Genomic DNA, 21,045 nt, shown 5'->3' with positions numbered 1-21,045 from the left:
AGGATCGACGACCCTCCCGAGGGTTACTTCACGTCGACGTAGTCCGCCACGGAGGCGACCGCCGGGGTGGTGGACGTGCCTGCGAAGGAGTAGCGGAAGTAGCCGTCCGCCGTCGCCGTCGCCGTCGTCCTCAGGTTTCCCTTGCCGTCCGTTGTGACGGTCCTGAGGGTCTTGTAGGTGCTGGTGCCCTTCTTCTTGAACTGGAGCTTCACCGGCTGCTTGGTGTAGCCCCCGTACTTGTAGGTCTCCCAGTTGGCGCGGGTCAGGGCGCCCGTGACGGTGCGCGAGAACTTCTCCGGCCCCGAGCTCACCAAGGTCTTCGCGATCTTCGGCCCCGTCCTCGGCCTGGGCGGCATCATCGGCCCGGTCCTGGGCGGCTTCCTCATCGAGGGCGACTTCTTCGGCCTGGGCTGGCGCTCGGTCTTCCTGATCAACCTGCCCATCGGCATCACGGCACTGATCGTCGCCGCGAAATTCGTGCCGAAGAAGGCGGGCGACCGCACGGTCCGGGTCGACATGACCGGCGCCGCCCTGGTCGTGGCGTCCTGCGCCCTGCTGGTGCTGCCGCTCAACCAGGGCCAGGAGAACGGCTGGCCGCTGTGGACGTGGCTGTCCATGGCCGCCTCGGCAATCGGGTTCGCCCTCTTCGCCCTCCAGCAGCGCCGCACGGCAGCCGCGGGCCGCGAGCCGCTGGTGACCCCGGGTCTGCTGCGCAAGCCCGCCTTCACCGTCGGCCTCGGAGGCATCGCCCTGTTCTTCGGCGGGCTCATCGGCACCCAGCTCGTGCTGACCCTGTTCCTCCAGATCGGCCAGCACTTCACCGCCGGTGAGGCGGGACTGGGCAACCTGCCCCTCGCGGTGGGAACCGCGATCGGCGGCGCCATCAGCGGCGCACTCCTCGCCGACAGGATCGGCCGCAAGGTGCTCCAGATCGGACCGCTGGTCCAGCTGGCCGGCGCGGCCGTGCTGTGGTTCGAGCTCGACGGCCTCGACGCCGCCTCGTTCTCGATCTGGGACATCGTCCCGGGCACGACAGTGGCGGGCATCGGCGCCGGCATGGTGATCGCCGCCCTGTTCAGCTTCATCCTGGCTGCGGTCGACGACGGCGAGATCGGCTCCGCCTCCGGGGTCCTGTCGGCGGTTCAGGCGGTCGGCGGCTCCATCGGCGTCGCGGTCTTCGGCTCGGTGTTCTTCGCCCAGGCCAAGTCAGGCGACTTCACCGGCGGCTTCCACCGGGCCCTGATCGTCCAGGCATGCCTGCTGGTGGTCTTCTTGGCGATCACCTTCCTGCTGCCCAAAAAGGGCCGCCCCGAAGACGAGCAGCACGGCATCACCCCCGAGACGGCTGCCGAAGACTCCAGCACCAAGCAGCACCTCGCCATCTGAGCCCCGGCCCGGGGACCGCGCACGACACGCGGGCCCCGGGCCGGCCCGAACAGGCCGCACCGGGACCGCCGCCCGAGGCGAGGGATGACGAGGAAGCCGAAAAGGAGCGTCATGACACACCGGAACGTGCTGATCGCGGGAGCCGGCATCGCCGGTCCGGCCCTGGCCCACTGGCTCGACCGGCACGGAATGCAGGCCACCCTCGTCGAGCGTGCCCCCGCCCCGCGGGAGGGCGGACAGACCGTGGACCTGCGCGGTGCCGGGTGGGACGTCGCCCGCAAGATGGGCCTGGAACGCACCCTGCGGGCCCATGCCACCCGCGAAGAAGGCATCCGTTTCGTCGACGCGGCGAACCGAACCAAAGCCGCCTTCACCAGCGGCGCGTTCGGCGGCCAGGGCCCGATCGCCGACCTGGAGATCCTCCGTGCCGACCTGTCACGCATCCTCTACGAGGCCACCCACCCGCACACCGAGTACCTGTTCGGGGATGAGATCACACAACTGTCGGACACGGGGAAGGAGTGGATGAGCGTGTTGCACAAGTCGGGGAGTGTGCAGGTCAAAGCGCCTCCCGCCCTGATCTGATCGGCTGCTGAGGGCGAGATTGTGCATATGGGCGACGACCTGGACCGCGTGGTGCAGGCCGTCGCCGTGCCGGCGGCCCGCTGCTGGCGGGGCTTGGCGGCCGCCCGTGCGACACAGTCAGGGCGTGTCGACCGGGCGGTACCGAATGTCGTAGTGGTCGGCGCCCTCGGCGGCGAACCGCAGCAGGCGGGCACCCTCATCGGTCACCGCTTCCTCTTCGTTCGCGCTCAAGGGCGAGAAGAGCTTCACGGCCAGCACCGCCGAGCCCTTGTCCCGCTCGATTGCCCACAGACCTCGGACGAAGCCGTCCACGATCACCGCCGCCTCGACGATGATGTGCCTGCGCTGGGAGTCCGTCATCATCCGTGTCCGGTCGGCATGGCCGAGCACCACGTTGTCCAGCGCGGCAAGGAACCGGACGGCCGCGGTTGTGTCCGGGTCGGGTCGTGGCGCCTCGGGGAGGTCGAACAGTTCCTCGCCCGCCTCCCCCCGGAACACGCGCAACTCCGGCTGCAGAGCCTCGACCACTTCGCGCAGCCGCGTCATGCCGCTCCACGCCTGGATATCTTTCACCGTGGCGGGACCGAAGGCCGCGAGGTAGCGCCGGACCAGCTCACGCGGCGAGGGATCGGTGGCCGACGGACGCCCGAGCCACTGGTCGGCAAGGATGAACGGCGTCGTACCGCGCCGCCCCCACGTGCCGTCCGGCGGTGGATGCACCACAGGCAGCAGCCCCTGCACCGACCTGGCCAGCGCGACCGGGTCCCGTCCGGGCCATCGCTCCACCAGGGCCCGGCCCAGTTCGGGCCTGGTGAGCGTGGACGCGCCGAGCACCGCCCGGGCGGCGGCGGCGAGTTCGGGGAGGTCCAGCCCGGTGGTGGATCTGCCGAAGGCACCCTTTTGCCAGCGGTCCAGCATCGGCTGCAGCAGAGGCCGCAGCCACAGATAGTCCTCCGCCGTGACCAGGTGCTGGGTGCCGCGGAACAGTGTCGCCCGTACGACCGTCCGGTCGTTCAGCAGCTTGGTGAGATCGTCGAGATGGAAATCCGTGATCCTGCTCCACAGCCCGATGTACGGCGGGTCGGGGTCCTGTGCCTGCAGTCCGGCCACCTGCTCGGTCACGGCCGGAGCGGCCAAGTCCGTGCGGCGCAGAAGAAGTTGTCGTTCCAGTGTCGCCCGGTTGAGGCTCCGGCGGGTGAGTAGCACTGCCATGGTGTCCCTTCACCTGGGGCACGGCGCCCCGCGAGGGGCCCAAGCTACTCCCCGTCGCGGTCAGCTACTGACCGCGATCACGGGCGAATGCGCCGCGGACCGCACACCTCGCTGCGGCTTGCAGCGACGGTCGGACGACCCGGCCGCTGCCCCGAGCACCGGGTCCGAAGCACGACGACCGGCGCACGGTCGTCGATGCCCGGCAGACGAGTGAAAGGAGCCGGAGTCGCGAGAACTCAAGGTCGCCGGTTCCCTGGCCTTCGCTCCGCAGGTGTTCAAGGACGCCCATCACCCGTTCGTGCCGTTCCAGGAGCAGGCCTACGACGAAGCGACCGGGTGTTCCCTCTTCGCGGTGACCCAGCAATCGGGGACACAAGCCGGCAGCGACCGGTCCTACGGTGTGGAGCGCTCCGACCGGAACTGTCAGGGTGACGACGCGAGCTCGCGGGACGCGGGTGATGAAGGAGTGTGGGTGGCCCTCATTCTCTCGATCTTCGTACCGCTGGCCGTCCACCGGTACAAGAAGGCCATCAGCCAGTAACCGGGCCGGTGGGGGGGGCAGACCTCAGGGGCAGTCGTCACCCTCCGGCCAGGCCGCCCGCCGGAGGCGTGTGGTCAGCGTTCGGAGGTGCTCCACCAGCTCGGGCGGTTCGTGCACCACGAAGTCGAAACCGAACGCGGCCACCCACACGGCCAGGTGGTCCAAACTGTCCGAGCCGATCCGCAGCAGGCATGTCTCGTCGTCGATGGGTTCCACCCCTGCGAGCGTGGACGGAACCTCGTCGGCCACCTCCATCGCCGATCCATGCATGGTGAGCACCGCCCGGTAGCGGAACCGGGCGGTGTTCCGCCCCAGTGCGAAGTAGCTGGCCAGATCCTCGGCAGGCAGCGCTCTCGGGCTGAACCTGGGGCCGGTGGGAGTGCGGATCTTCAGCCGGTCGACCCGGAACCTGCGCCAGTCAGACCTCTGTGTGTCCCAGGCGAAGAGGTACCACCGCCGCGCGTCAAGGACCATCCGGTACGGCTCCACGTCACGTACGCTCTGCGAGCCGTCGTATGACTGGTAGTCGAACCGCAGCCGTTCGCGGTCGCGCACCGCCGAGGCGATCGCGCTCAGAGTGGAGGGATCGACGGTACGGCCGGGCATAGGCATCGTCACCAGGGCCGCGCTGAGCGTGTTGACCTGATGGCGCAGCCGCGACGGCAGCACCTGGTCCAGCTTCGCCAGGGCTCGTACGGACGTCTCGGCGATGCCCGTGACTGCGCCTCCGGCCGCCGTACGCAGCCCGACCGCCACGGCGATCGCCTCCTCATCGTCCAGCAGCAACGGCGGCAGTGAAGCGCCGGCGCCCAGTTGGTAGCCGCCGCCGACGCCGCCGATCGCATTGATCGGATAGCCCAGCGTCCGCAGTTTCCCCACATCGCGGCGTACCGTCCGCGGGCTCACGCCGAGACGGTCGGACAGCTCCGTGCCCGACCAGTCCCTTTGTGTCTGTAGCAACCCGAGCAGACGAAGCAGCCGGGCCGAGGTCTCCAACATGGCGAAAAGTTTCGCACCGAACGCGGACGGAAGTTGACCGCGAATGCTCCTAGCGTCGGCATCAGGACGGAAGGAGCATTCCATGACCATTCTTGTCGCCGGCGCCACAGGCAACGTCGGACGCCCCCTCGTCGAGCAGTTCGTTGCCTCCGGGCAGCAGGTCCGTGCCCTCACCCGCAATCCGCAGAAGGCCGACTTCCCGGCCGGGACGGAGGCGTTCGTCGGCAACCTCGCGGATACCGCCAGCCTGGCCAAGGCCTTCGACGGAGTGACCGCCGCGCATCTCATCAGCTTCAACGGCGAGGACTACTCGGCGCTGACCAATGGCGAGGAGATCGTCGACCTGGCGCAGAAGGCCGGCGTACGCAAGGTGACCGTGCTCAAGGGCGACACGGGGAAGAGCCCGCTGGAGCAGGCCATCGAGGCCAGCGACCTGGAGTGGACATACCTCTCGCCGGTGGAGTTCATGTCCAATGCCCTGGAGTGGGCCGAGTCGGTGAAGACCGAGGGTGTTGTCCGTGAGGCGTTCGCCGAGGTCAGGAGCGCCATGGTGCACGAGGCGGACATCGCCGCCGTCGCGGCGGTCGCGCTGACCGCCGACGGGCACGCGGAGCAGGAGTACTGGCTCACCGGCCCACAGGCGCTGACACCCGCGGAGAAGGTGCGCACGATCGCAGAGACGCTGGGCCGCGAGGTCCGCTACATCGAACTGTCCAGGGACGAGATCGTCGAGCAGTGGCGCCGGACCGGCTACCCGGAGGATGACATCGAGTTCTTCCTGATGATGCGGACGAACCCGCCGGAGGCCGGTTACACCGTACTGCCCACGGTGGAGAAGGTGACGGGCAAGCCCGCGCGCACCTTCGCCCAGTGGGTGGGTGAGAACGCCGCGGCGTTCAACGCCTGACCGAGCGGCGCCCGCCGGAGCCGGGCGGGTCCTCACCCGCCCGGCTCCGGCCGTTCGAGCACGGCCGGAGGCCAGGCCGGTTCGTTTGGATCAGTTCCGCTCGTGGAGGTTGTCATCAATGATGTCCATGTGACTCACCGCATCAGCGCTTTGATCTCGTCCTTCGGCGTCCTTGCCAGCGTGATGCCCGTCGTTGCGGGCGTGCGTGAGTACCGCTCTGGGGCCTCGGTTCTCTGGCTCGTGGCCGGGGCCGTGGTCTTCCTCAGCGCTTCGTACACGCTTGTGCGGGACGCGCGGCGACTCCACGCTGGGCCGACCGCCTGACAGCAACGCCGTTCCGACCAGCCCCGCCAGTTGTTGCTCGTGTGTGCGGTTGGCTGACGCGCAGTGGGCGCGAATCGAGCCGTTACTTCCAGATCGGACACCGCGGCGGGGTGGCCGGTGGCGGGATCACCGAGAAGTGATCGACGCGACCGCCTGCAAGTCCCAGACGGGATCGCAGTGGAATCACGTCCCGGAGAAGTACGGCAACTGGCGGGGCGTCTGCAACCGGCTGCGGATGTGGGCCTCGTCTGGAACGACTTGCGGTCCGCCCGCTCGGCGAGGAGCCGGAGGGTCTCCCCCCGATGCGTCGGGCCGGGGCTGGAGCCGGTCCATCGCGACACGATCCGCCGCAACTCCGGTGACCGCTGACCGCGCGCCCCGCTCCGCCAGGGCGGAACACTCCGGACAGTCGGAGATGACCGGGTGTACGCAGTGCACCAGGTGGGCCAGGAACCGGTCGGCCAGTTCGAGGTTCGTGATGTGTTCGGCGATCCGGGCGCGCTTCGCGTTGACCAGGCCGATGCGGTCGGCCCGTTCCCTCGCGGCAAGTTCACCGATTTCGGCGAGTGACAGCCCGGCCCGCTGGCTGATCTGGATGAGGCGGGCCCGGCCGACGGTCTGGTCGTCGTAGACACGATGCCCGGAGGGCAGCCGGCGCGGGGTGAGCAGTCCGATGTCCTCCCAGTGCCGCAGGACATGGGTGGCCACCCCGAGCAGGGCGGCCGCACCGCCGATCTTCAGCTCCACTGCGGACATGACGCTCCTTTACTTCAGGTCGGCCTGAAGTTATACCGTCCCGTCATCGAACCCACCACCCGATCGCGAGAGGGACAGGGCTGTCATGTCCGACGCTGTGAGATCACCGACGCCGGCCGCATGCTGTGGCGCGGTCGCAAGCCTGGCCACGGGACTTGTTCGCCCCCGACGCCGCGACCAGCGGTTTCTGCGCAGCTTGACCGACGCAGGGCTACCGGACACGGCGGTGTCGGTCACCGTGTCCGCACTGAGACAGGTACCACGGTCGGTGCCCACCGCGCTGATCGTGGAGGGGCTGCGGCAACCGCGGCGCATCGCGAATTCGCTGCTGTCGTTCGTGATCACCCACCCGGAAACGACGTTCATCGTGGATCCGGGTGTCTGCCTGGATGTCGACAGCCGCGCCGTTGCGGAACTGCCGACGTTCCTGCGGGTCGCGGTGCGTCCCCCGGCGGACACCGTCGCCACCATTACCGCACTGCGTGAGCGGTCGGGTTCCGGCCTGGATTTCGCGCTGCCGACGCACACGCACTGGGACCACGTATGCGGACTCCTCGACCTTCCCGGACTGCCGGTACATCTGCACCGACGCGAACACGACTGGGTCACGCAAGGCCCGATCGCACCCGTGGGCGGCGTCCGCGAGGCCCTGCGCGGCCGGAACATTGCCCAGTACGAACTGGACGGCCCGCCGATCCTCACTTTCACCGCCAGCCACGACCTCTTCGGCGACGGCTCCGTCGTGCTCGTCGACCTCGCGGGACACACCCCCGGCAGCATTGGAGTTCTGGCGCACACGGCAGCGGGCTGGGTGCTGCTCGCCGGCGACGCTGCCTGGCACACCCACCAGATCGACCTCATCCGGCAAAAGGCCGGCTACCCCGGCAAGCTCGCCGACGAAGACCGGCACGAGACCTTCCGGACACTGCACCGCCTGCACGCCGTCAAGGACCGAGTCACGATCATCCCGACGCACGACCACCGCGCGGCCCAGCAACTGCCGACCTGATCACTCAGAGGGACTCCTGCGGACACACAGGCTGCCGTCCGGCACACAGGCCGATCCGATCCCGGTCCTCACGCCCCGTGGACGCGCCACCCGGTGATCCGTTCCAGCAGCTCGGGATCCAACACGCACCCGATCGCAGAAGACCGCCCAACCATCGCGGGCAGGAACCGGCGAGCCGACCACCCCGTCAGAGCGCTGTTGCACCCTGCCCCGCGGCCTCCCACTCCTGGTGCGCGGTGTGGACGCGGTGCCACAGCGCCGCCCGCGCAGGGGCGTCCACGTCGGTCAGGATCAGGTGGAACACTTCGGCCAGAACGTCGTACCAGTCGTCGGCCGAATCGATGGTCCGCTCGTACGTGCCTTCGGCATCGATCCGGCGCAGCACACAGCCGCGCAGCATGTCCACGCCCTTGGCGTCGCGGAGCTGGGCCTGGAGAACCCGGACGAACCCGGACTCGGGAGAAGTCGACAGCCGGCGGTGCTCCGCGGCAAAGGAGGACAGCTCCACAGGCATCGGCGCGAAGACCATAGCCGTAAACGCACCCCGGGGGTCATGGGTGAACCGCCAGCCGCCGGGCACCACCACCGACGGGGCCATCGCGTAGGTAAACGGCCCCTGGGTGTAGGTGCCTTCGCGCAACGGCAGTGGCTCGTACATTCCGCCGGCGAGCCCGGTGTCGACCAGCCACCGCTCGCCGTCGAGCCCCACGGTGAGCGCGAGATGGTCGCCGCCCGGGCCCTGGGGGTCCTCGACCTCGCCCTGCACCCCGGCCCGGTGCAGAGTCACGTCGTAGCCGAGGGCCGTCAGCAACGCGCCGAAGGCCCCGTTGAGGTGGAAGCAGTAGCCGCCACGCCCGCGCAGGATCCGGGCCACGGATTCCGCGGCGCCGATGCCCGTCGGCCGTCCTAGTTGGTTGTCGAGGGTCTCGTAGGCGACCCGCTCCACCTGCGCCCGATGCAGCGCCCACAGCGCCTCGGCGGTCGGGGCCGTCGGCCGAGGCACCCCCAGCACGGCCAGATACCCGTCGACGTCGATCATGTTCCCCCCACCGCTCGAACGGATGATCAGCCTAATCGTCTGTACCCGAAATCCTGCTGGAGCACCAGATCGTGGTTCCTCGATCAGCTCGTACGGCTCCTGATGATCCACTCCGCAGACTATTGCCCACGACCAGCGCGAACATCCCGAGAGCCGGTCACACCAGCCCTTTGACCTGCGACTTCAAATTGACGGAGGCTCACTGCCCTCGAGCCGGGCAGAGATGGCCCGGAACTCCGCCTGATGCAGCCTGCCAGGACCGGCTACTCCCACCCGTGCTCCGTGAGTGCCCCGTCGCCCTCCAGGTAGGCGAGGAGCCCCTTCTCCGGGTATTCGATGATGTCCTCGGGCAGCTCGTGCACGCTGAACCACTCCAGGCCCAGGCACTTCTCGGGTTCCCTGTTGACGGGCTCCCCGCTCCACCGGGTGGCTTCGAAGAAGAAGCCGATCCGTTCGACTTCGGCGCTCTGCCGGTGGTGCACCACCTGCACCATCCGCAGGTGTGCCGGGTCAACCGTCACGCCGGTCTCCTCCAGCAGCTCGCGGGCGGCCCCGGCTCGCAGGGGCTCGCCCTGGTCGAGCTTGCCGGAGGGCATGTGCCAGCGGCCGTAGCCGTAGGGGCCGCCGCGCTGGGAGAACAGCAGCTTGTCGCCCGCGCGCAGGAGGACGTGGGTGTCGATGACGGGCTCTGCGAGTGGTTCCGGTGTCATGGTCCCTGAGATGGTGTCGACTGCGGTGAAGCAGCCGACGCTATCGGCCAATCGGGGATCACGGTGATCGGTCGTCAGGACAGGCATGGGGGAGCTCCGCAGATGTGCGGTCGAGCTGTGCACGTCACCATCCGGCGGCGGTGACGATCAGGACAATGGCAGTCAGGAACACTGCCACTTGGCACAGGCGTCGGGACATGGGTGCCCTTCAGAACATTCGGTCGAGGTGAGTCGGCGGGGTTTGTGCGCCCCGGGAGAGCCAGTTCGAGCGTCCGTCCACGTCGAATGCGGGAGCTGTCCATCGGCCGGCCCGGAACCGTAAGGTCGCTGGACGGCGGCCTACGTCGGCAGTTCCCCCAGTCTCCGGGTCAACTCGCTCACGGTGAGGACGCTGTATCGGGCCAGTCGGCGGACGAGCTGCGATGCGAGGAGCGTGGGCAGGTTCGGATGTCCGTAGGGAAGAGGCTCCGGCGGCTGTGCCACGACCTGGACCGAGCCGTCGACGAGGCCGTACACCGTGCCGAGGACTCCGTACATGGGCGCGCTCGATGCAAGGAGGACGACAGGGTCCTTCCGCAGGTGAGGGCAGAGCGCGGCGGCAGTCCGGACGTGCTTCGGGCACACCGGGGGCTGGTTCGTGAGGAGCGGTGGCTCCTTGCGCTCGTAGTCATGGGCGCCGGCGAGGAAGATGAGTCCCAGAGGAGTGGTCGCGGAGGCTGTGCAGACCTGGCACCGCAACCGTTCCATCGTCACCCGCTGCCGGAAGGGGTGCATGAGGCTCCACTCCGGGTCTCCTGTGGGGTGCTGCCGCTGGTCGTACGGGTTGAAGGACACCCGCGCCCACAGGGCCTGCCGGAGGTCGCGGTCCATCGGCTCTTCGTCCGCGTAGAACAGGCGGTAGTGACCGCGGCCGCGACTGACGTTCGAGGGGCGCAGCACCAGGTTGTCCGGTGCTGCCTCTTCTCCCGCTCTCTGCGTGACGTAGGGGATGACGGCCTGCTGAGTTGTCGGGCGCACGGGGCAAATCGTCTCTCTGGGCATGTCTCGGTCGGGACGCTGCGGAATGCTGATCCGGCGGTTCGGGAAAGACGCTCCGGTGGTCCAGGGAGTCGTGCCGTGCCGTATCGGTGGAAGCAAGGGCGCCGGCCCCGGGACATGGGGCGATCTGCGTGCCCCCGGCGGCGGCCGGTCACGAGGCCGTCCGGACACGGCGGTACTCGTGACCGGGACCGGGGTTCATGGCCGCACCTCATGGGCGAGGAGCCGGGCCTGCACGGTCTTGCCGTCGACCGTCGGGAACCACGTGAGCCCGGCCGCGCGACGACGTACCCGAGCGAGTCCACCGAGGGTGGTCCCCGCGACGTCGAAGCCGGGGAACGTGTGGAGCCCGTCCGTGACCTCGATGAGCAGAGCGCCGGCCTGGGTGAGTGCGAACCTGAGCGTGACGTCCTTGTGCCGCGTGCCGGACCCGTGCAGAACGGCATTGCGCACCAGCTCGTGCACGATGACGGTGGCGTGCTCCACGGGCTCCGGCCACTGAAAGGCCGTGAGCCACAGGTTGCAGCGCACGCGTGCGCTTTGAGCTGCGGCAGCTTCCGCGTTCAGGCGGGCTGTGGGCAGCTTGCCCGACCACTCCGCCAGCACGGGGGCCGCGTCGGCAGCCGGCTGAAGACGAGAAGGCCTCGGCAGCCCCGGCCTTTCGGCGATCACGGTCACGATGTCCTCCCTCCGGCTGGGGAACCCGGCCCTGTACGGGGCCAGGGCCGGGTTCCCTTCGACGCCGCCGTACCGGACCCGGCCCGGCAGCTGACAACCAGTCAACGAGTCGCGGACGGGTGAGAACAGGCAGAGTCCCGAGTCCGTGTGGACCGACCAACCGGAAGACTTTACGTCCGCATTACCTGCGATCTGGTGGCGAGGGTGACGATGGCATTACTTTCGGTGCATGGGAGCGAATCTCATCCTCCAGGGTCGTCTCAATCAACTGGGCTTCACGCAGGAGGAGTTGGCTGCACGACTCAACGGGGCGCTACAGGAGATCACCGGCCGTCCAGGGGAGATCTCGTCGCGTACGGTCCGTAACCTGCTCAACGGGTCGAGCCGTCGCCCGATCGGCCGCACTTGCGCAGCACTTGAGCGTGTGTTCGGCTGCCCCGTGGCGGACCTGGGGTTCAGCGCACCCAGCTCCATGCAGCACCCCCCGGAGGGCCCCGTGCGGCGTCGCGACTTCATCGCTTCCACCACCGGAGCGGCGGCCGCTGTCGTCCCCGTGGGCAAACAGCGCCGGTCGGTGGGTATGACGGACGTGTCCCGCGCCGCAGCCGGCATGAATCTGCTCGTCGAGAGGGACGACCGCGAGGGCGGGCACAGAACCCTGGCGACCGCGGCCCTCGAAGGCCGCGCCGAGGTCCTGGAACTGCAGCGACGCAACGCCGGCGAGCGCGTACGCCGTGCCCTCTACGCACTCGCGGCCGAGTACACCACCGTCGCGGCCTGGTCCTGCATCGACCTGCACGACCTCGACACCGCCCAGAGATACCTGCACGAGTCCGCGACCTTCGCCGGCCTCTCTCAGGACCCGGCCACGGGAATGCGCGTATGGATCAACATGGCCATGCTCGCCTACCAGCGGAAGAACTGGCCGGAGCAGCTCGCGGCAGCGCAGGCCGCCAACGCTTCCCCGGCCGCCCGCAGGGACCCGCTGTTCGGCTCCATGGGACGGGTCCGTCTCGCCCTGGCCCACTCCTCATTGGGTGACCTGCGGGCCGCCAAACGCGCCCTGGACGCGGCACAGGACACCCTCCAGAAGGCGACCGAGGCCGAGCGTCCGCGATGGACGGCGTTCTACGGACCGGCCGAACTCAGTCACCTGGCAGCCGTCATCCTCAACCGCAACGGGGAGTCGGCCGAGGCGGAGGCCATGGCGCATCGGGCCCTGGCCAAGATCCCGGCAGAGTTCCAGCGCAACCGCGCCCTGGCCACATGCCAGCTCGCGACGGCCCAGCTCCGTCAAGGAGATCCGGAACAGGCCACGAGAACCGCGTCCTCCGTCTTCACGATCATGGATGGGGCCCCACTGCCTGGACGGATGCGGACTCTGATCGGAGACTTCCACCGAGACCTGTTCCGGCTTGCGCCGTCCACGACGTACGCCCGCGACTGGGCAGACCGTATGCGAGATGAATGGAGTCGAGCGTGACCACGGTGATCGACCTGCAGCACTACGGCCATGGAAGCCTTCCGGACAGCTTCAGGCAGATGCTGATCGATGTGCACGCCGACGCCTACGCCGATGCCATGGGTGACGAGTTCCACCAGCGGTTCCCCTGGTTCGTGGACCACTGGTCGGAGATGAACGGCTTCACCTGCGTCGTCGCCTTCGACGGCGACGAGCCGACCGGCTTCGCCTACGGTGCCCCGCAGCAATCGGGCCGCGAATGGTGGCGCTCCACCACCTTCGAGCCGGACAACGGCCACACCGCGACCTATGCCGTTTCCGAGGTCATGGTGCGCCCGCAGTGGCGGAAGCAGGGCATCTCGGATCGTCTGCACGAAGCCCTGCTGAAGGAGCGGAACGAAGACCTCGCCGTGCTCCTGGTCGACGTGACCCACCCAAGAGTCCAGGAACTGTACGAGACGTGGGGCTACAAGAAGGCGGGCGAGCAGCAGCCGTTCGCCGACTCACCGGTGTACGCCGTGATGGTGAAGAGGCTGCATCCCTGAACGCCCCCCCAGGGGAGATCCGAGCGTCGCTCCGGACGTCCAGATGTCTCCGGCGGTACGGACCGCGACCTGCGCACGGAGCCTGCCCGTACCTGTCGATCGGTTGGCCCACCACTCAAGCGTCGCGGTGCCCTCATCGTTACCCGAAAGAGGACATCTCACGGTCGCCTTGTGGCGGAAGCAGCTCTCTAGTCGGGCGTCCCTTCGCGCTCACTTCCTCGGGCGAGGTTTCGGGCCTGCGCTTCGTGAATGCCGCTTGCCCACTCCCAGCCGGGCTTGGGTGATACGACCCGTGGGTCGCTGGAAACCCGGGCGTCACGTAGGTCCTCCACGTACGCTCGATCCAGTTTGATTCTTGCGCGTACCTCATCATTCCTGGCGACGGACCCATGTCCGGGGATGAGGACATCGACGTCGTCCGCTACGCCCTCAAGAAGCCCCAGCCCGACGAGGTAGTCCTCAATCGGGTTGTCGCTGTCGTCGAGCATGGGAACGAAGACATCGGAGAGCATGTCGCCGGCGATGAGAACTCGGCGTTCTTCGATCAGCAGGGCCGCATGGCCCGGGGCATGCGCCGGATGCTCAATGATCCGCACCTTGGGGCCGTGCCAGGGAAGCTGCGCGGTTTCAGCAGGCAATCCAGTGATAAGGCCGTACAAGTCCAGTGGTGTGTCCTCGGCGATTTCCGGCGGCAGCCCCTCGGCGACGCCGACCTTCCAGTCCGCGTTCGAGAACACATCCTGCATAACAGCCGCACAGCGGGCTGTGCCGTAACGAGGCGCTTCACCGAGTTCGGCGTGCCAGAGCACGTGATCCCAGTCAGGATGCGTCGAGAAGCCCGCCACCACGGGCCGGCCCAGCCCACGAAGGTCTTTCGCCAAGCAGGTCATTTCGGCACTGGTGATCCCGGCGTCTACGAGTAGCACGCCGTCCCGGCCATGCACGACAACGGTGTTGTTCTCGAGCAACTCACTCCGGTGGATCAGCACGCCTTCGGCGACCTGCTTCAGCATGGGGCCCTCCCCGCTTGATGTCCGCAGCCGCGTCCTGACCGGCGCTGGGTCGTTGGTCCTGCTCAAGATCGAACTCACTGCCCGGTGTGCAGCGTCACCCTGCCAGAGGGACTGACGCACATCAACGCAACCGGCCGGGGGTGTGTGATGACGACTCCTACGACGAGCCCGTCCACGGAGGCTGCTGCTTCTTCAATGTTGAGGCCGTGTCAGGTGATGACCTCCTCCTTGCCGGGCAGGCATGCGCCGTTCTCGCCACGGCTGTGTTCGATCTGGGCTCGGGGCTCGTTCGACGGCGCCACACGCCTCGCGCGGTCGGCCGCTCTGTACAGCGAGACCGCACGGTTCGAGCCGCTGCGCGCCTACACGACGGCACACTCGCCTACATCTCCTACTTCTCCGGCCGCCCCGCCGACGCGGCGCAGTACGCCCGGCGGGCCGCCATGCTGCCCGGACTCGGCGACGTCGCCCGCCGTCGCCTCGCAGCCATCGAGGCCCGCGCGTACGGGCCCCCTCGGGGACATGTCCTGGGCGCAACGTGCCCTTGCCATCTCCACCGAGGCGGGGGACGGCTCGCTGGACGACCTGCACGACGGGGTGGGGGGCGAGTTCGGCTTCAGCGAGGAGCGCCTGGCCATGCCGAACGGCTCCGGGGGCAGCCCGCGGCACGGGGAACAGCAGCGGTTCACCCCGACGCTTCGGTTCGGTGAGGAGCCATCCCCGCAAGCACGGGGAGCACGTGACGGCAGCACCACTACACCTCCGAGGACCATCCCCGCAGGGGCGGGGAGCACCGCATATGGACGGCCAGCAGCATCTTGTCCTTGGGACCATCCCTGCGGAGGCAGGGAGCACTGCTTGGCACCCGCGATGATGATGCGCTGCATGGGGCCATCCCCGCGGGCGCGGGGAGCACGCCGGGCTGATGTGTATGGAGAGCGCCGTCGTGGGACCATCCCCGCGTGCGCGGGGAGCACGAGCTCGTGATCGTTGCCGACCGCCTGGTGTCGGGGCCATCCCCGCGTGCGCGGGGAGCACACGCCAGTTGACCCGCTGAGCTCGCCCGCCTTGGGGCCATCCCCGCGTGCGCGGGGAGCACTCCGTTCGCGTCGGCAGCTAGCCGCGCGTTCCGGGGCCATCCCCGCGTGCGCGGGGAGCACTCTCGCTGAACTGCGAGTTTGTCACCCGCGAGCGCCGTTCTGCATAACTTTCATCGATTCCGGCAAAGCTCACATTCCAACCCAGAAGCCACCTCAAGGATGCATCGGCGCTACCACGCGAGGACAGCCGCGGCCCACGACGCCGGCGCGCGGTGGGCCGATCGGATGGAACGCGAGCCGGTCGGCGGCGTTGGACTCGCACACGTAATTCGAACAGACGTATTATTTTGGCGTGCCGACCTACACCTTCCCCCAGGACCTGTGCGACGCCCAGCTCGCCCTCCACCAGACCCGCGCCGCCTACGAGCGGTACGCCCGGACCCTGCCGTGGTCGGCCGAGCCGATGCCCGGCTGGGAAGGTGACAAGCAGCTGCACAGCGGGTACCGGTCCGCCAAGCCCGACAGCCCCGGCTACACCGACGAGCAGCGCCAGAAGGTCGCGCGGTTCCGGGCCGAGCTCCTCGAGCTGAGTACCCAGGTGGCGACCCACCCGTTCTGGGCGACGCTGGAGCGGGGCGATGTCGTGGAAGGCCGGATGGTTCTCCAGCACGCCCATGAACAGCCGGCGGCGGCCGAGGCGGCCTGAGTCCGGTGTCGGAATCCGGTGGGATATCCCGGCTCGAGAAGTGGCGGGCCACGCGGGAGTACCTCGCGTGGCAGCTGCGGTGCGCGGACCAGAAGGTCCGCGAGCTCGAGGCCCAGGAGCAGCAGGACAAACGCAGGCGGAAGCAGGCACGAGCTGAGCAGTCATGGAAGATCCAGCCTCAGCGCTCCAGCGAGAGCGCGCTGCTGCACCGCGGGAACTGCACGCTGTACAAGAACGACTTCGGGTTCATCAGCCGCGAGGAAGCGGTCATCGCCCTGGCCGAGCCCGACATCGAGACGTGCCAGATCTGCAATCCGCAGACCGGGCTGGAGTGAGCTGCGACATCCGGCGCAGGTTGCCCCTCGGGGTGGAGCTGCGGGCACGTAGCCAAGAGTGGACACGTCCCGTCATGATCACTATCGAGCCCGACGCCCGGTGAGTGGCTTAGGACTCCAGCCGGACGGTTCCCAGAGCTCCCGCCCAGAGGGTTACCCCCACGAACAGCACCGCCATCACGCCCCAGGCCATGGCTGCTACGGCCCACCCCTTACTCGTCATGGGGCCAGCATGGCGCACCAGGATCGAAAACAAGTTCTCAGGCGCACCAAAGATCCCCCGGCGGGTAACCGCTCCGCTCACCCGCCGGGGGAGGCAGAAGAACACCTGGTCGCGAGTTCAACCTCAGCAGTCGTCCGCGTCGTACTATCGACGCGTCACGGGCACGTGTAGGTGGCGGACCACCGATCTTCGGGGGAGCCCGCAAAGTCCCCAGTGGTCCCCGCCAGCCGCCAGCGGAAGGTGGCCGCGACCTGGAAGGTGGCTCCGCTGTAGCAGGAGGTGTTGCCTGTCACGGCGCGGTCCCACTCGACTTGCCATCCGGCCTCCCCGGTGGCGCTGCCGATCACAGAGAACACGTCGGTCCACCTCTGGACGAGCGAGACGCTCGAGACTGAGACGTCGTAGTTCTCGCTGTCGGACTGTGTGTCCGTGATGCTCGCGACCGCGTTGACCCCACCGCTGAGGTCCAGGCGTACACAGCGCTTCACCTTCTCGCCCCAGCACTGGACATCTACCGGGTAGGCGGCCGCCGCTGGCGGTGCGGTCATGACGGACGCCGCGAACGCCATAGCGGTCCCGAGGACCGTATATATCGTCTTCCTCTTGCTCATGGACTCTCCAGATAGCAGGGACATGTCACGCACGTGGCGACGGGTGTGCCGCCGGTGCGTCGCGACCGGATCATCGCAGAAGGTCGCGAGCGACGTTGCAGAATCCTGCAATTCCCCGTCGTGGCTCTGTTCACGAGAACGTTCTCGTGAACAGAGCCAGCCGGTCGAGTAGCCGAGTACCAGCCCGCCTCCGAGGGCACCGGATAGAACGTGCCTTGAACGGGACGCTACAGGGCTCAGACAGGTTCGTAGCTGTGCGCTGCGGCGCCTCCCACATGACCACGGCTGGGTCGCCAAGCGCCTGGCTGCGTAGGTGAGAGCGGAGAGCGAATGTCGGTGAGTCCTGGCATTGGTTCGCCCTCAAGGGGGCTCTGGCACAACTTCTGTGACTGAGCACTCCGAGCAACAGGTGGAACGTCTTTCAGACGTCGAAGCAGATTTCCGGAGAAGAGGCAGGACAGGGCTGGCCGGATTCGAACCGGCGTCCTCCCACATGCGGTGAAGGCGCGACGACCACTGCGCTACGAGCCCTGTCCTGCCAGGGATCATATGAGCCCCAGCACTCCGCCGATACGAACATTTCAGGTCCGACGGACCACTCGCCGTGACGGCTTCACAGAAGTTGTGCCAGATCCGGTTTCCACCTATGCAGCCAGCCGGCGAAGGCCGCTCGGCGCTCTGGTCTTCGTCATCGTCATCGTCATCGTCCAACCAGTAGGCACCCGTCAACTGAGCAAACATCAGACCATCTCTGTCATCACTCACAAGGATCATGCCCGAGACAACGACGAACCCCGCCTCGCGCTACTGCCACCCCTTCCTCCGCCGCAAGACCGTGATCAACGGACTCGATCAAGCCGAGTAAGAGAAACACCTACTCGGCGACTTCGCGTTCCCAGCAGCTGCGGCAAGCACCCGAACCAGCACCGTTCGAATCCCTGAGCTGGGCAAACGTGCAGCTCAGGATTGAAAACAGGTACTTACGGGCTGCTGGACGCGGGGCGGTTCAGTCCCTTGTGGTCCCATCAGTTTCAGCGCCAAACCGGCGCCCGGAGCAATATCACCGCGCGCACCATTCCCGCACGTCTTCTCTGCGCCGGTTGACACCATCCGGCCTTCCAACACCACCGTGCGCCTGTCGAAGCAAGGGACGAGATCCGGGCCCCGGTTGTACGTTTTTTTCTTACCGAAGGCATAGTCCAACCAATGGTCTTCACCGTTGAGAGGGACCGGTATGACGAGCCACGCAACCGAAGTCGACCTCGAAGAAGTCCTCCGGCGGGTACTGGAATCCAGCGGTGCGGGTACGCGGTGGACCACCGACACGGACGGGATGTGGTGCCACCTCACACCCGAGTCCGCGAACCTCCCCAAGCAGGGTTGGAAACTGCATGTGTCGGCGACGTCCGCCTCCGCGCCGGTGGTTCTCGCCAAGGCGCTGGGCGTCCTGCTGTGGGGCGAGTCGGCGTTCAAGTTCGCCCAGTCCCTGGACCAGGTGAGCGCGCTCAACTCCCGCGCCACACCCCGGGGCAACTCGGGCAAGTTCATCACCGTCTACCCCCGGTCCGACGCCGACGCAGCCCGCCTCGCGCAGGAACTGCACACCGCCACGGCAGGGCTGGCCGGCCCCCGGATCCTCTCCGACCAGCCCTACGCCGTGAACAGCCTGGTCCACTACCGCTACGGCGCCTTCGTCGGCCAGCGGCGGCTCTCCGACGAGGGACTGCTGGTCTGGTACTTCGAAGACCCCGACGGTAACCCCGTCGAGGACGTGCGCATCGGCCAGTACACGCCCCCGTCCTGGGCGGTCAGCCCCTTCCCCCCATCGGTGCCAGTCCCGCCGCAGAAGCAGCAGGCGCCGGCGGGCCCGGTCCTGCTCGGCGGCCGCTTCTCTGTGCGGGAGGCGATCCGCCACACCAACAAGGGCGGCGTCTACCGGGGCACTGACGTCACCACAGGCGCGCCGGTGGTCATCAAGGAGGCCCGCCCGCACGTCGAGGCCGACGCCTCGGGCGCCGACGTACGCGACTGGCTGCGCGCCGAAGCGCGGGCGTTGGAGAAACTGGCCGGCACCGGCCTGGCCCCCGAGCTCCTCGCGATGTTCGAGCACGGCGGCCACCTCTTCCTCGCACAGATGGAGATCCCCGGCGTCCCCCTGCGCAACTGGGTGGCCGAGCACTTCCGCGACGCCGGCGCCGAACGTTACCGCGCCGACGCCCTCACCCAGGCCGGCCGGCTGATTGACCTCCTCGCCGCGGCCCACGCACGCGGCGGCGTCCTGAGAGACTTCACCCCCGGCAACATCATGGTCCGCCCCGACGGCGAACTGCGCCTCATCGACCTCGAACTCGCCGTCCTGGAGGACGAAGAGGCCCTCCCGACGACGGTCGGAACCCCCGGATTCAGTGCGCCCGAACGCTTGTTGGACGCGCCCGTCTCCCCGACGGCCGACTACTACAGCCTCGGAGCCACCCTCTGCCTCGTCCTCGTCGGCAAGGTGCCCACCCTGTTGCCCGAGCAGCCCGCCGACCGGTCCCCGGACGAGCGGCTCGCCGAGTGGCTGACCGCCGCCGACGGGGCGCTCCCGCTCCCGGACGGCCTGCCTGAGATAGTCCTCGGGCTGATGAAGGACGACCCCGCCGAGCGCTGGGACCCGGAAATGGCCCGCGCTGCCCTGCGCCGCCTGTCCGGGACGCGGCGGCAGCCGCCCGCCGCCCCGGACAGGCGCCGCCCAGCCGCCCCGCGGCCCGCCGCAACACCGGCCGTCGTGGCGGCGGGGATCGTCGAGCACCTCGTCGACTCGATGACGCCGAAGGACGCGCAGCGGCTGTGGCCCGTATCCACCCGGGCCGGAGAGACCGACCCCTGTACCGTGCAGCAGGGCGCGGCCGGCGTACTGGCCGTCCTGACCCGATACTTCGAACTCACCAGCGATCCGCGTCTGCCCGAGGTGATATCCACCGCGGGCCGCTGGATCGCCGACCGGACCGACACCCGCTCCACACGCCCCGGCCTTCACTTCGGCGGTAGGGGGACCGCATGGGCCCTGTACGACGCCGCACGCGCCGTCGACCACCGCGGCCTTGTCGACCACGCGATGGCCCTGGCCCTGGCCCCGCAGGAGTCGACGCTCAGCTACGACATCACCCACGGCCACGCGGGCAGCGGACTGGCCGCCGCCCACCTGTGGCACCGCACCGGCGACCCCCGGCTGGCCGACCTCGTCGTCGCCGCCGCCGACCGGCTGGCCGCCGCCGCCCAGCACGGGCCCTCCGGCGTGAGCTGGCCGATCCCGGCCGAAGCCGTCGCCAAGGAGGCCGGCAAACGCTACCTCGGCTTCGCCCACGGAACGTCCGGCATCGGATACTTCCTGCTCGAAGCAGCCGCCGTCGCTGACCGCCGGGACTACCTGGACCTGGCCGTCGCAGCCGGTGAGGAGCTGGTGGCCAGCGCCGTGCGCATCGGCGGGGCGGCCCAGTGGCCAGCGCAGGCCGGCGACGTTCCCACTGCGCCCTACTGGTGCCACGGCTCGGCTGGCATCGGCTCCTTCCTGCTCCGGCTGTGGCGGACCACCGGCGACGAACGCCATGCCGAACTCGCCCGCGGCGCCGCCCGGGCCGTCGTCGAACGCGCCTGCCGGGCGCCCCTCGCCCAGTGCCACGGGTTGGCGGGCAACGGCGACTTCCTCCTCGACATGGCCTCGGCCACCGGGGATCCCTCCTACCACGCGATGGCCGAGGACCTGGCCCGCCTCATCGCAGCCGAACGGGCCCACCGCGACGGCCACGTCGTCTTCCCCACCGAATACGGGGACGTCTCGACGAGCTGGAGCGACGGATCCGCGGGAATCCTCGCGTTCCTCCTGCGGACCCGGCACACAGACTCCCGGCACTGGACGATCCAGCAGCCGGGCTGAGCGGCAGGGA

The 21,045-nt window shown here is 68.6% G+C and carries 18 protein-coding genes, 1 tRNA gene, 3 pseudogenes and 1 CRISPR repeat array; of the genes and pseudogenes, 11 read left to right on the top strand and 11 right to left on the bottom strand.

The window, feature by feature from the left end; genetic code table 11:
- Nucleotides 1-23: 23 nt before the first annotated feature.
- Nucleotides 24-281 (bottom strand): annotated as a pseudogene (locus AMK10_RS35555) (hypothetical protein); the annotation flags it as partial.
- Between AMK10_RS35555 and AMK10_RS35550 the strand changes: the two are divergent.
- A pseudogene (locus AMK10_RS35550) lies at nucleotides 280-1,386 on the top strand (MFS transporter); the annotation flags it as partial. The pseudogenes AMK10_RS35555 and AMK10_RS35550 sit on opposite strands and share 2 nt — an antisense overlap.
- 111 nt (nucleotides 1,387-1,497) lie before the next feature.
- A complete protein-coding gene (locus AMK10_RS35545) occupies nucleotides 1,498-1,971 on the top strand; it encodes an FAD-dependent monooxygenase (RefSeq protein WP_241839800.1) in 474 nt (157 codons plus the stop codon).
- Between the two features lie 117 nt (nucleotides 1,972-2,088).
- On the opposite strand, the gene AMK10_RS35540 is transcribed toward AMK10_RS35545, so the two are convergent.
- Nucleotides 2,089-3,183, bottom strand: a complete 1,095-nt coding sequence (locus AMK10_RS35540) for a winged helix DNA-binding domain-containing protein (protein WP_073753711.1) — start codon at nucleotides 3,181-3,183, stop codon at nucleotides 2,089-2,091.
- 271 nt (nucleotides 3,184-3,454) lie between these two features.
- On the opposite strand from AMK10_RS35540, the gene AMK10_RS35535 reads away from it, so the two are divergent.
- On the top strand, nucleotides 3,455-3,724 hold the full coding sequence (locus AMK10_RS35535; protein ID WP_073753709.1) for a hypothetical protein: 270 nt from the start codon (nucleotides 3,455-3,457) through the stop codon (nucleotides 3,722-3,724).
- Nucleotides 3,725-3,748: 24 nt separating this feature from the next.
- Here AMK10_RS35535 and AMK10_RS35530 read toward each other — a convergent pair whose 3' ends face one another.
- A complete protein-coding gene (locus tag AMK10_RS35530) occupies nucleotides 3,749-4,723 on the bottom strand; it encodes a helix-turn-helix transcriptional regulator (RefSeq protein WP_073753707.1) in 975 nt (324 codons plus the stop codon).
- Between the two features lie 82 nt (nucleotides 4,724-4,805).
- On the opposite strand from AMK10_RS35530, the gene AMK10_RS35525 reads away from it, so the two are divergent.
- Nucleotides 4,806-5,630, top strand: coding sequence for an NAD(P)H-binding protein (locus AMK10_RS35525; protein ID WP_073753705.1), 825 nt, complete (start codon nucleotides 4,806-4,808; stop codon nucleotides 5,628-5,630).
- Nucleotides 5,631-5,835: 205 nt separating this feature from the next.
- A pseudogene (locus tag AMK10_RS38830) lies at nucleotides 5,836-6,150 on the top strand (transposase); the annotation flags it as partial.
- Here the strand turns inward: AMK10_RS38830 and AMK10_RS35510 are convergent.
- Complete coding sequence (locus AMK10_RS35510) at nucleotides 6,138-6,710, bottom strand: MerR family transcriptional regulator (protein ID WP_073753703.1); 573 nt, start codon at nucleotides 6,708-6,710, stop codon at nucleotides 6,138-6,140. The pseudogene AMK10_RS38830 and the gene AMK10_RS35510 overlap by 13 nt on opposite strands.
- 268 nt (nucleotides 6,711-6,978) lie before the next feature.
- On the opposite strand from AMK10_RS35510, the gene AMK10_RS35505 reads away from it, so the two are divergent.
- Nucleotides 6,979-7,719 (top strand): MBL fold metallo-hydrolase, encoded by a 741-nt coding sequence (locus AMK10_RS35505; protein WP_198959864.1) that lies wholly within the window; start codon nucleotides 6,979-6,981, stop codon nucleotides 7,717-7,719.
- Between the two features lie 187 nt (nucleotides 7,720-7,906).
- On the opposite strand, the gene AMK10_RS35500 is transcribed toward AMK10_RS35505, so the two are convergent.
- The 4 genes from AMK10_RS35500 to AMK10_RS35480 form a co-directional block, all read right to left on the bottom strand.
- Entirely contained in the window at nucleotides 7,907-8,758 is an 852-nt protein-coding gene (locus AMK10_RS35500) for an arylamine N-acetyltransferase family protein (RefSeq protein WP_073753699.1), read from the bottom strand.
- A 263-nt stretch (nucleotides 8,759-9,021) separates the two neighbouring features.
- Nucleotides 9,022-9,468, bottom strand: coding sequence for an NUDIX hydrolase (locus AMK10_RS35495; protein WP_073753697.1), 447 nt, complete (start codon nucleotides 9,466-9,468; stop codon nucleotides 9,022-9,024).
- Nucleotides 9,469-9,807: 339 nt separating this feature from the next.
- A complete protein-coding gene (locus AMK10_RS35485) occupies nucleotides 9,808-10,485 on the bottom strand; it encodes a hypothetical protein (protein ID WP_241839799.1) in 678 nt (225 codons plus the stop codon).
- A gap of 219 nt (nucleotides 10,486-10,704) precedes the next feature.
- On the bottom strand, nucleotides 10,705-11,184 hold the full coding sequence (locus tag AMK10_RS35480) for an ATP-binding protein (RefSeq protein ID WP_143195007.1): 480 nt from the start codon (nucleotides 11,182-11,184) through the stop codon (nucleotides 10,705-10,707).
- Nucleotides 11,185-11,680: 496 nt separating this feature from the next.
- On the opposite strand from AMK10_RS35480, the gene AMK10_RS35475 reads away from it, so the two are divergent.
- Both AMK10_RS35475 and AMK10_RS35470 read left to right on the top strand, forming a co-directional pair.
- On the top strand, nucleotides 11,681-12,667 hold the full coding sequence (locus AMK10_RS35475) for an XRE family transcriptional regulator (RefSeq protein ID WP_241839798.1): 987 nt from the start codon (nucleotides 11,681-11,683) through the stop codon (nucleotides 12,665-12,667).
- The gene (locus tag AMK10_RS35470) at nucleotides 12,664-13,191 is read left to right on the top strand and encodes a GNAT family N-acetyltransferase (protein ID WP_079181007.1); all 528 of its coding nucleotides are present in this window, start codon (nucleotides 12,664-12,666) and stop codon (nucleotides 13,189-13,191) included. The genes AMK10_RS35475 and AMK10_RS35470 overlap by 4 nt, the downstream gene beginning before the upstream one ends.
- A 188-nt stretch (nucleotides 13,192-13,379) precedes the next feature.
- Here the strand turns inward: AMK10_RS35470 and AMK10_RS35465 are convergent, their stop codons facing one another.
- Entirely contained in the window at nucleotides 13,380-14,204 is an 825-nt protein-coding gene (locus tag AMK10_RS35465; RefSeq protein ID WP_073753685.1) for an MBL fold metallo-hydrolase, read from the bottom strand.
- An 886-nt stretch (nucleotides 14,205-15,090) separates the two neighbouring features.
- Nucleotides 15,091-15,364: direct repeats of the CRISPR family, unit length 29 nt; unit sequence GGGGCCATCCCCGCGTGCGCGGGGAGCAC.
- A 232-nt stretch (nucleotides 15,365-15,596) separates the two neighbouring features.
- Here AMK10_RS35465 and AMK10_RS35460 point away from each other — a divergent pair.
- Nucleotides 15,597-15,950 carry a hypothetical protein gene (locus AMK10_RS35460; RefSeq protein WP_073753683.1) on the top strand — a complete coding sequence of 118 codons (354 nt, stop codon included), beginning with the start codon at nucleotides 15,597-15,599 and terminating at the stop codon, nucleotides 15,948-15,950.
- Nucleotides 15,951-15,955: 5 nt separating this feature from the next.
- Nucleotides 15,956-16,285: a DUF6233 domain-containing protein gene (locus AMK10_RS35455; RefSeq protein WP_073753681.1), complete on the top strand. Its 330-nt coding sequence runs from the start codon at nucleotides 15,956-15,958 to the stop codon at nucleotides 16,283-16,285.
- Between the two features lie 378 nt (nucleotides 16,286-16,663).
- On the opposite strand, the gene AMK10_RS35445 is transcribed toward AMK10_RS35455, so the two are convergent.
- Nucleotides 16,664-17,119 (bottom strand): hypothetical protein, encoded by a 456-nt coding sequence (locus AMK10_RS35445; protein WP_073753677.1) that lies wholly within the window; start codon nucleotides 17,117-17,119, stop codon nucleotides 16,664-16,666.
- A gap of 458 nt (nucleotides 17,120-17,577) precedes the next feature.
- Nucleotides 17,578-17,651, bottom strand: a tRNA-Ala gene (locus AMK10_RS35440).
- Between the two features lie 702 nt (nucleotides 17,652-18,353).
- Here AMK10_RS35440 and lanL point away from each other — a divergent pair.
- Entirely contained in the window at nucleotides 18,354-21,035 is a 2,682-nt protein-coding gene (lanL, locus tag AMK10_RS35435; protein ID WP_073753675.1) for a class IV lanthionine synthetase LanL, read from the top strand.
- Nucleotides 21,036-21,045 lie beyond the last annotated feature (10 nt).

It is taken from the genome of Streptomyces sp. CB02058, assembly GCF_001905505.1.
Lineage (GTDB): Bacteria > Actinomycetota > Actinomycetes > Streptomycetales > Streptomycetaceae > Streptomyces.
Note: the sequence above shows the minus strand (reverse complement) of the source record. Positions and strands in the feature narration are given on the sequence as shown.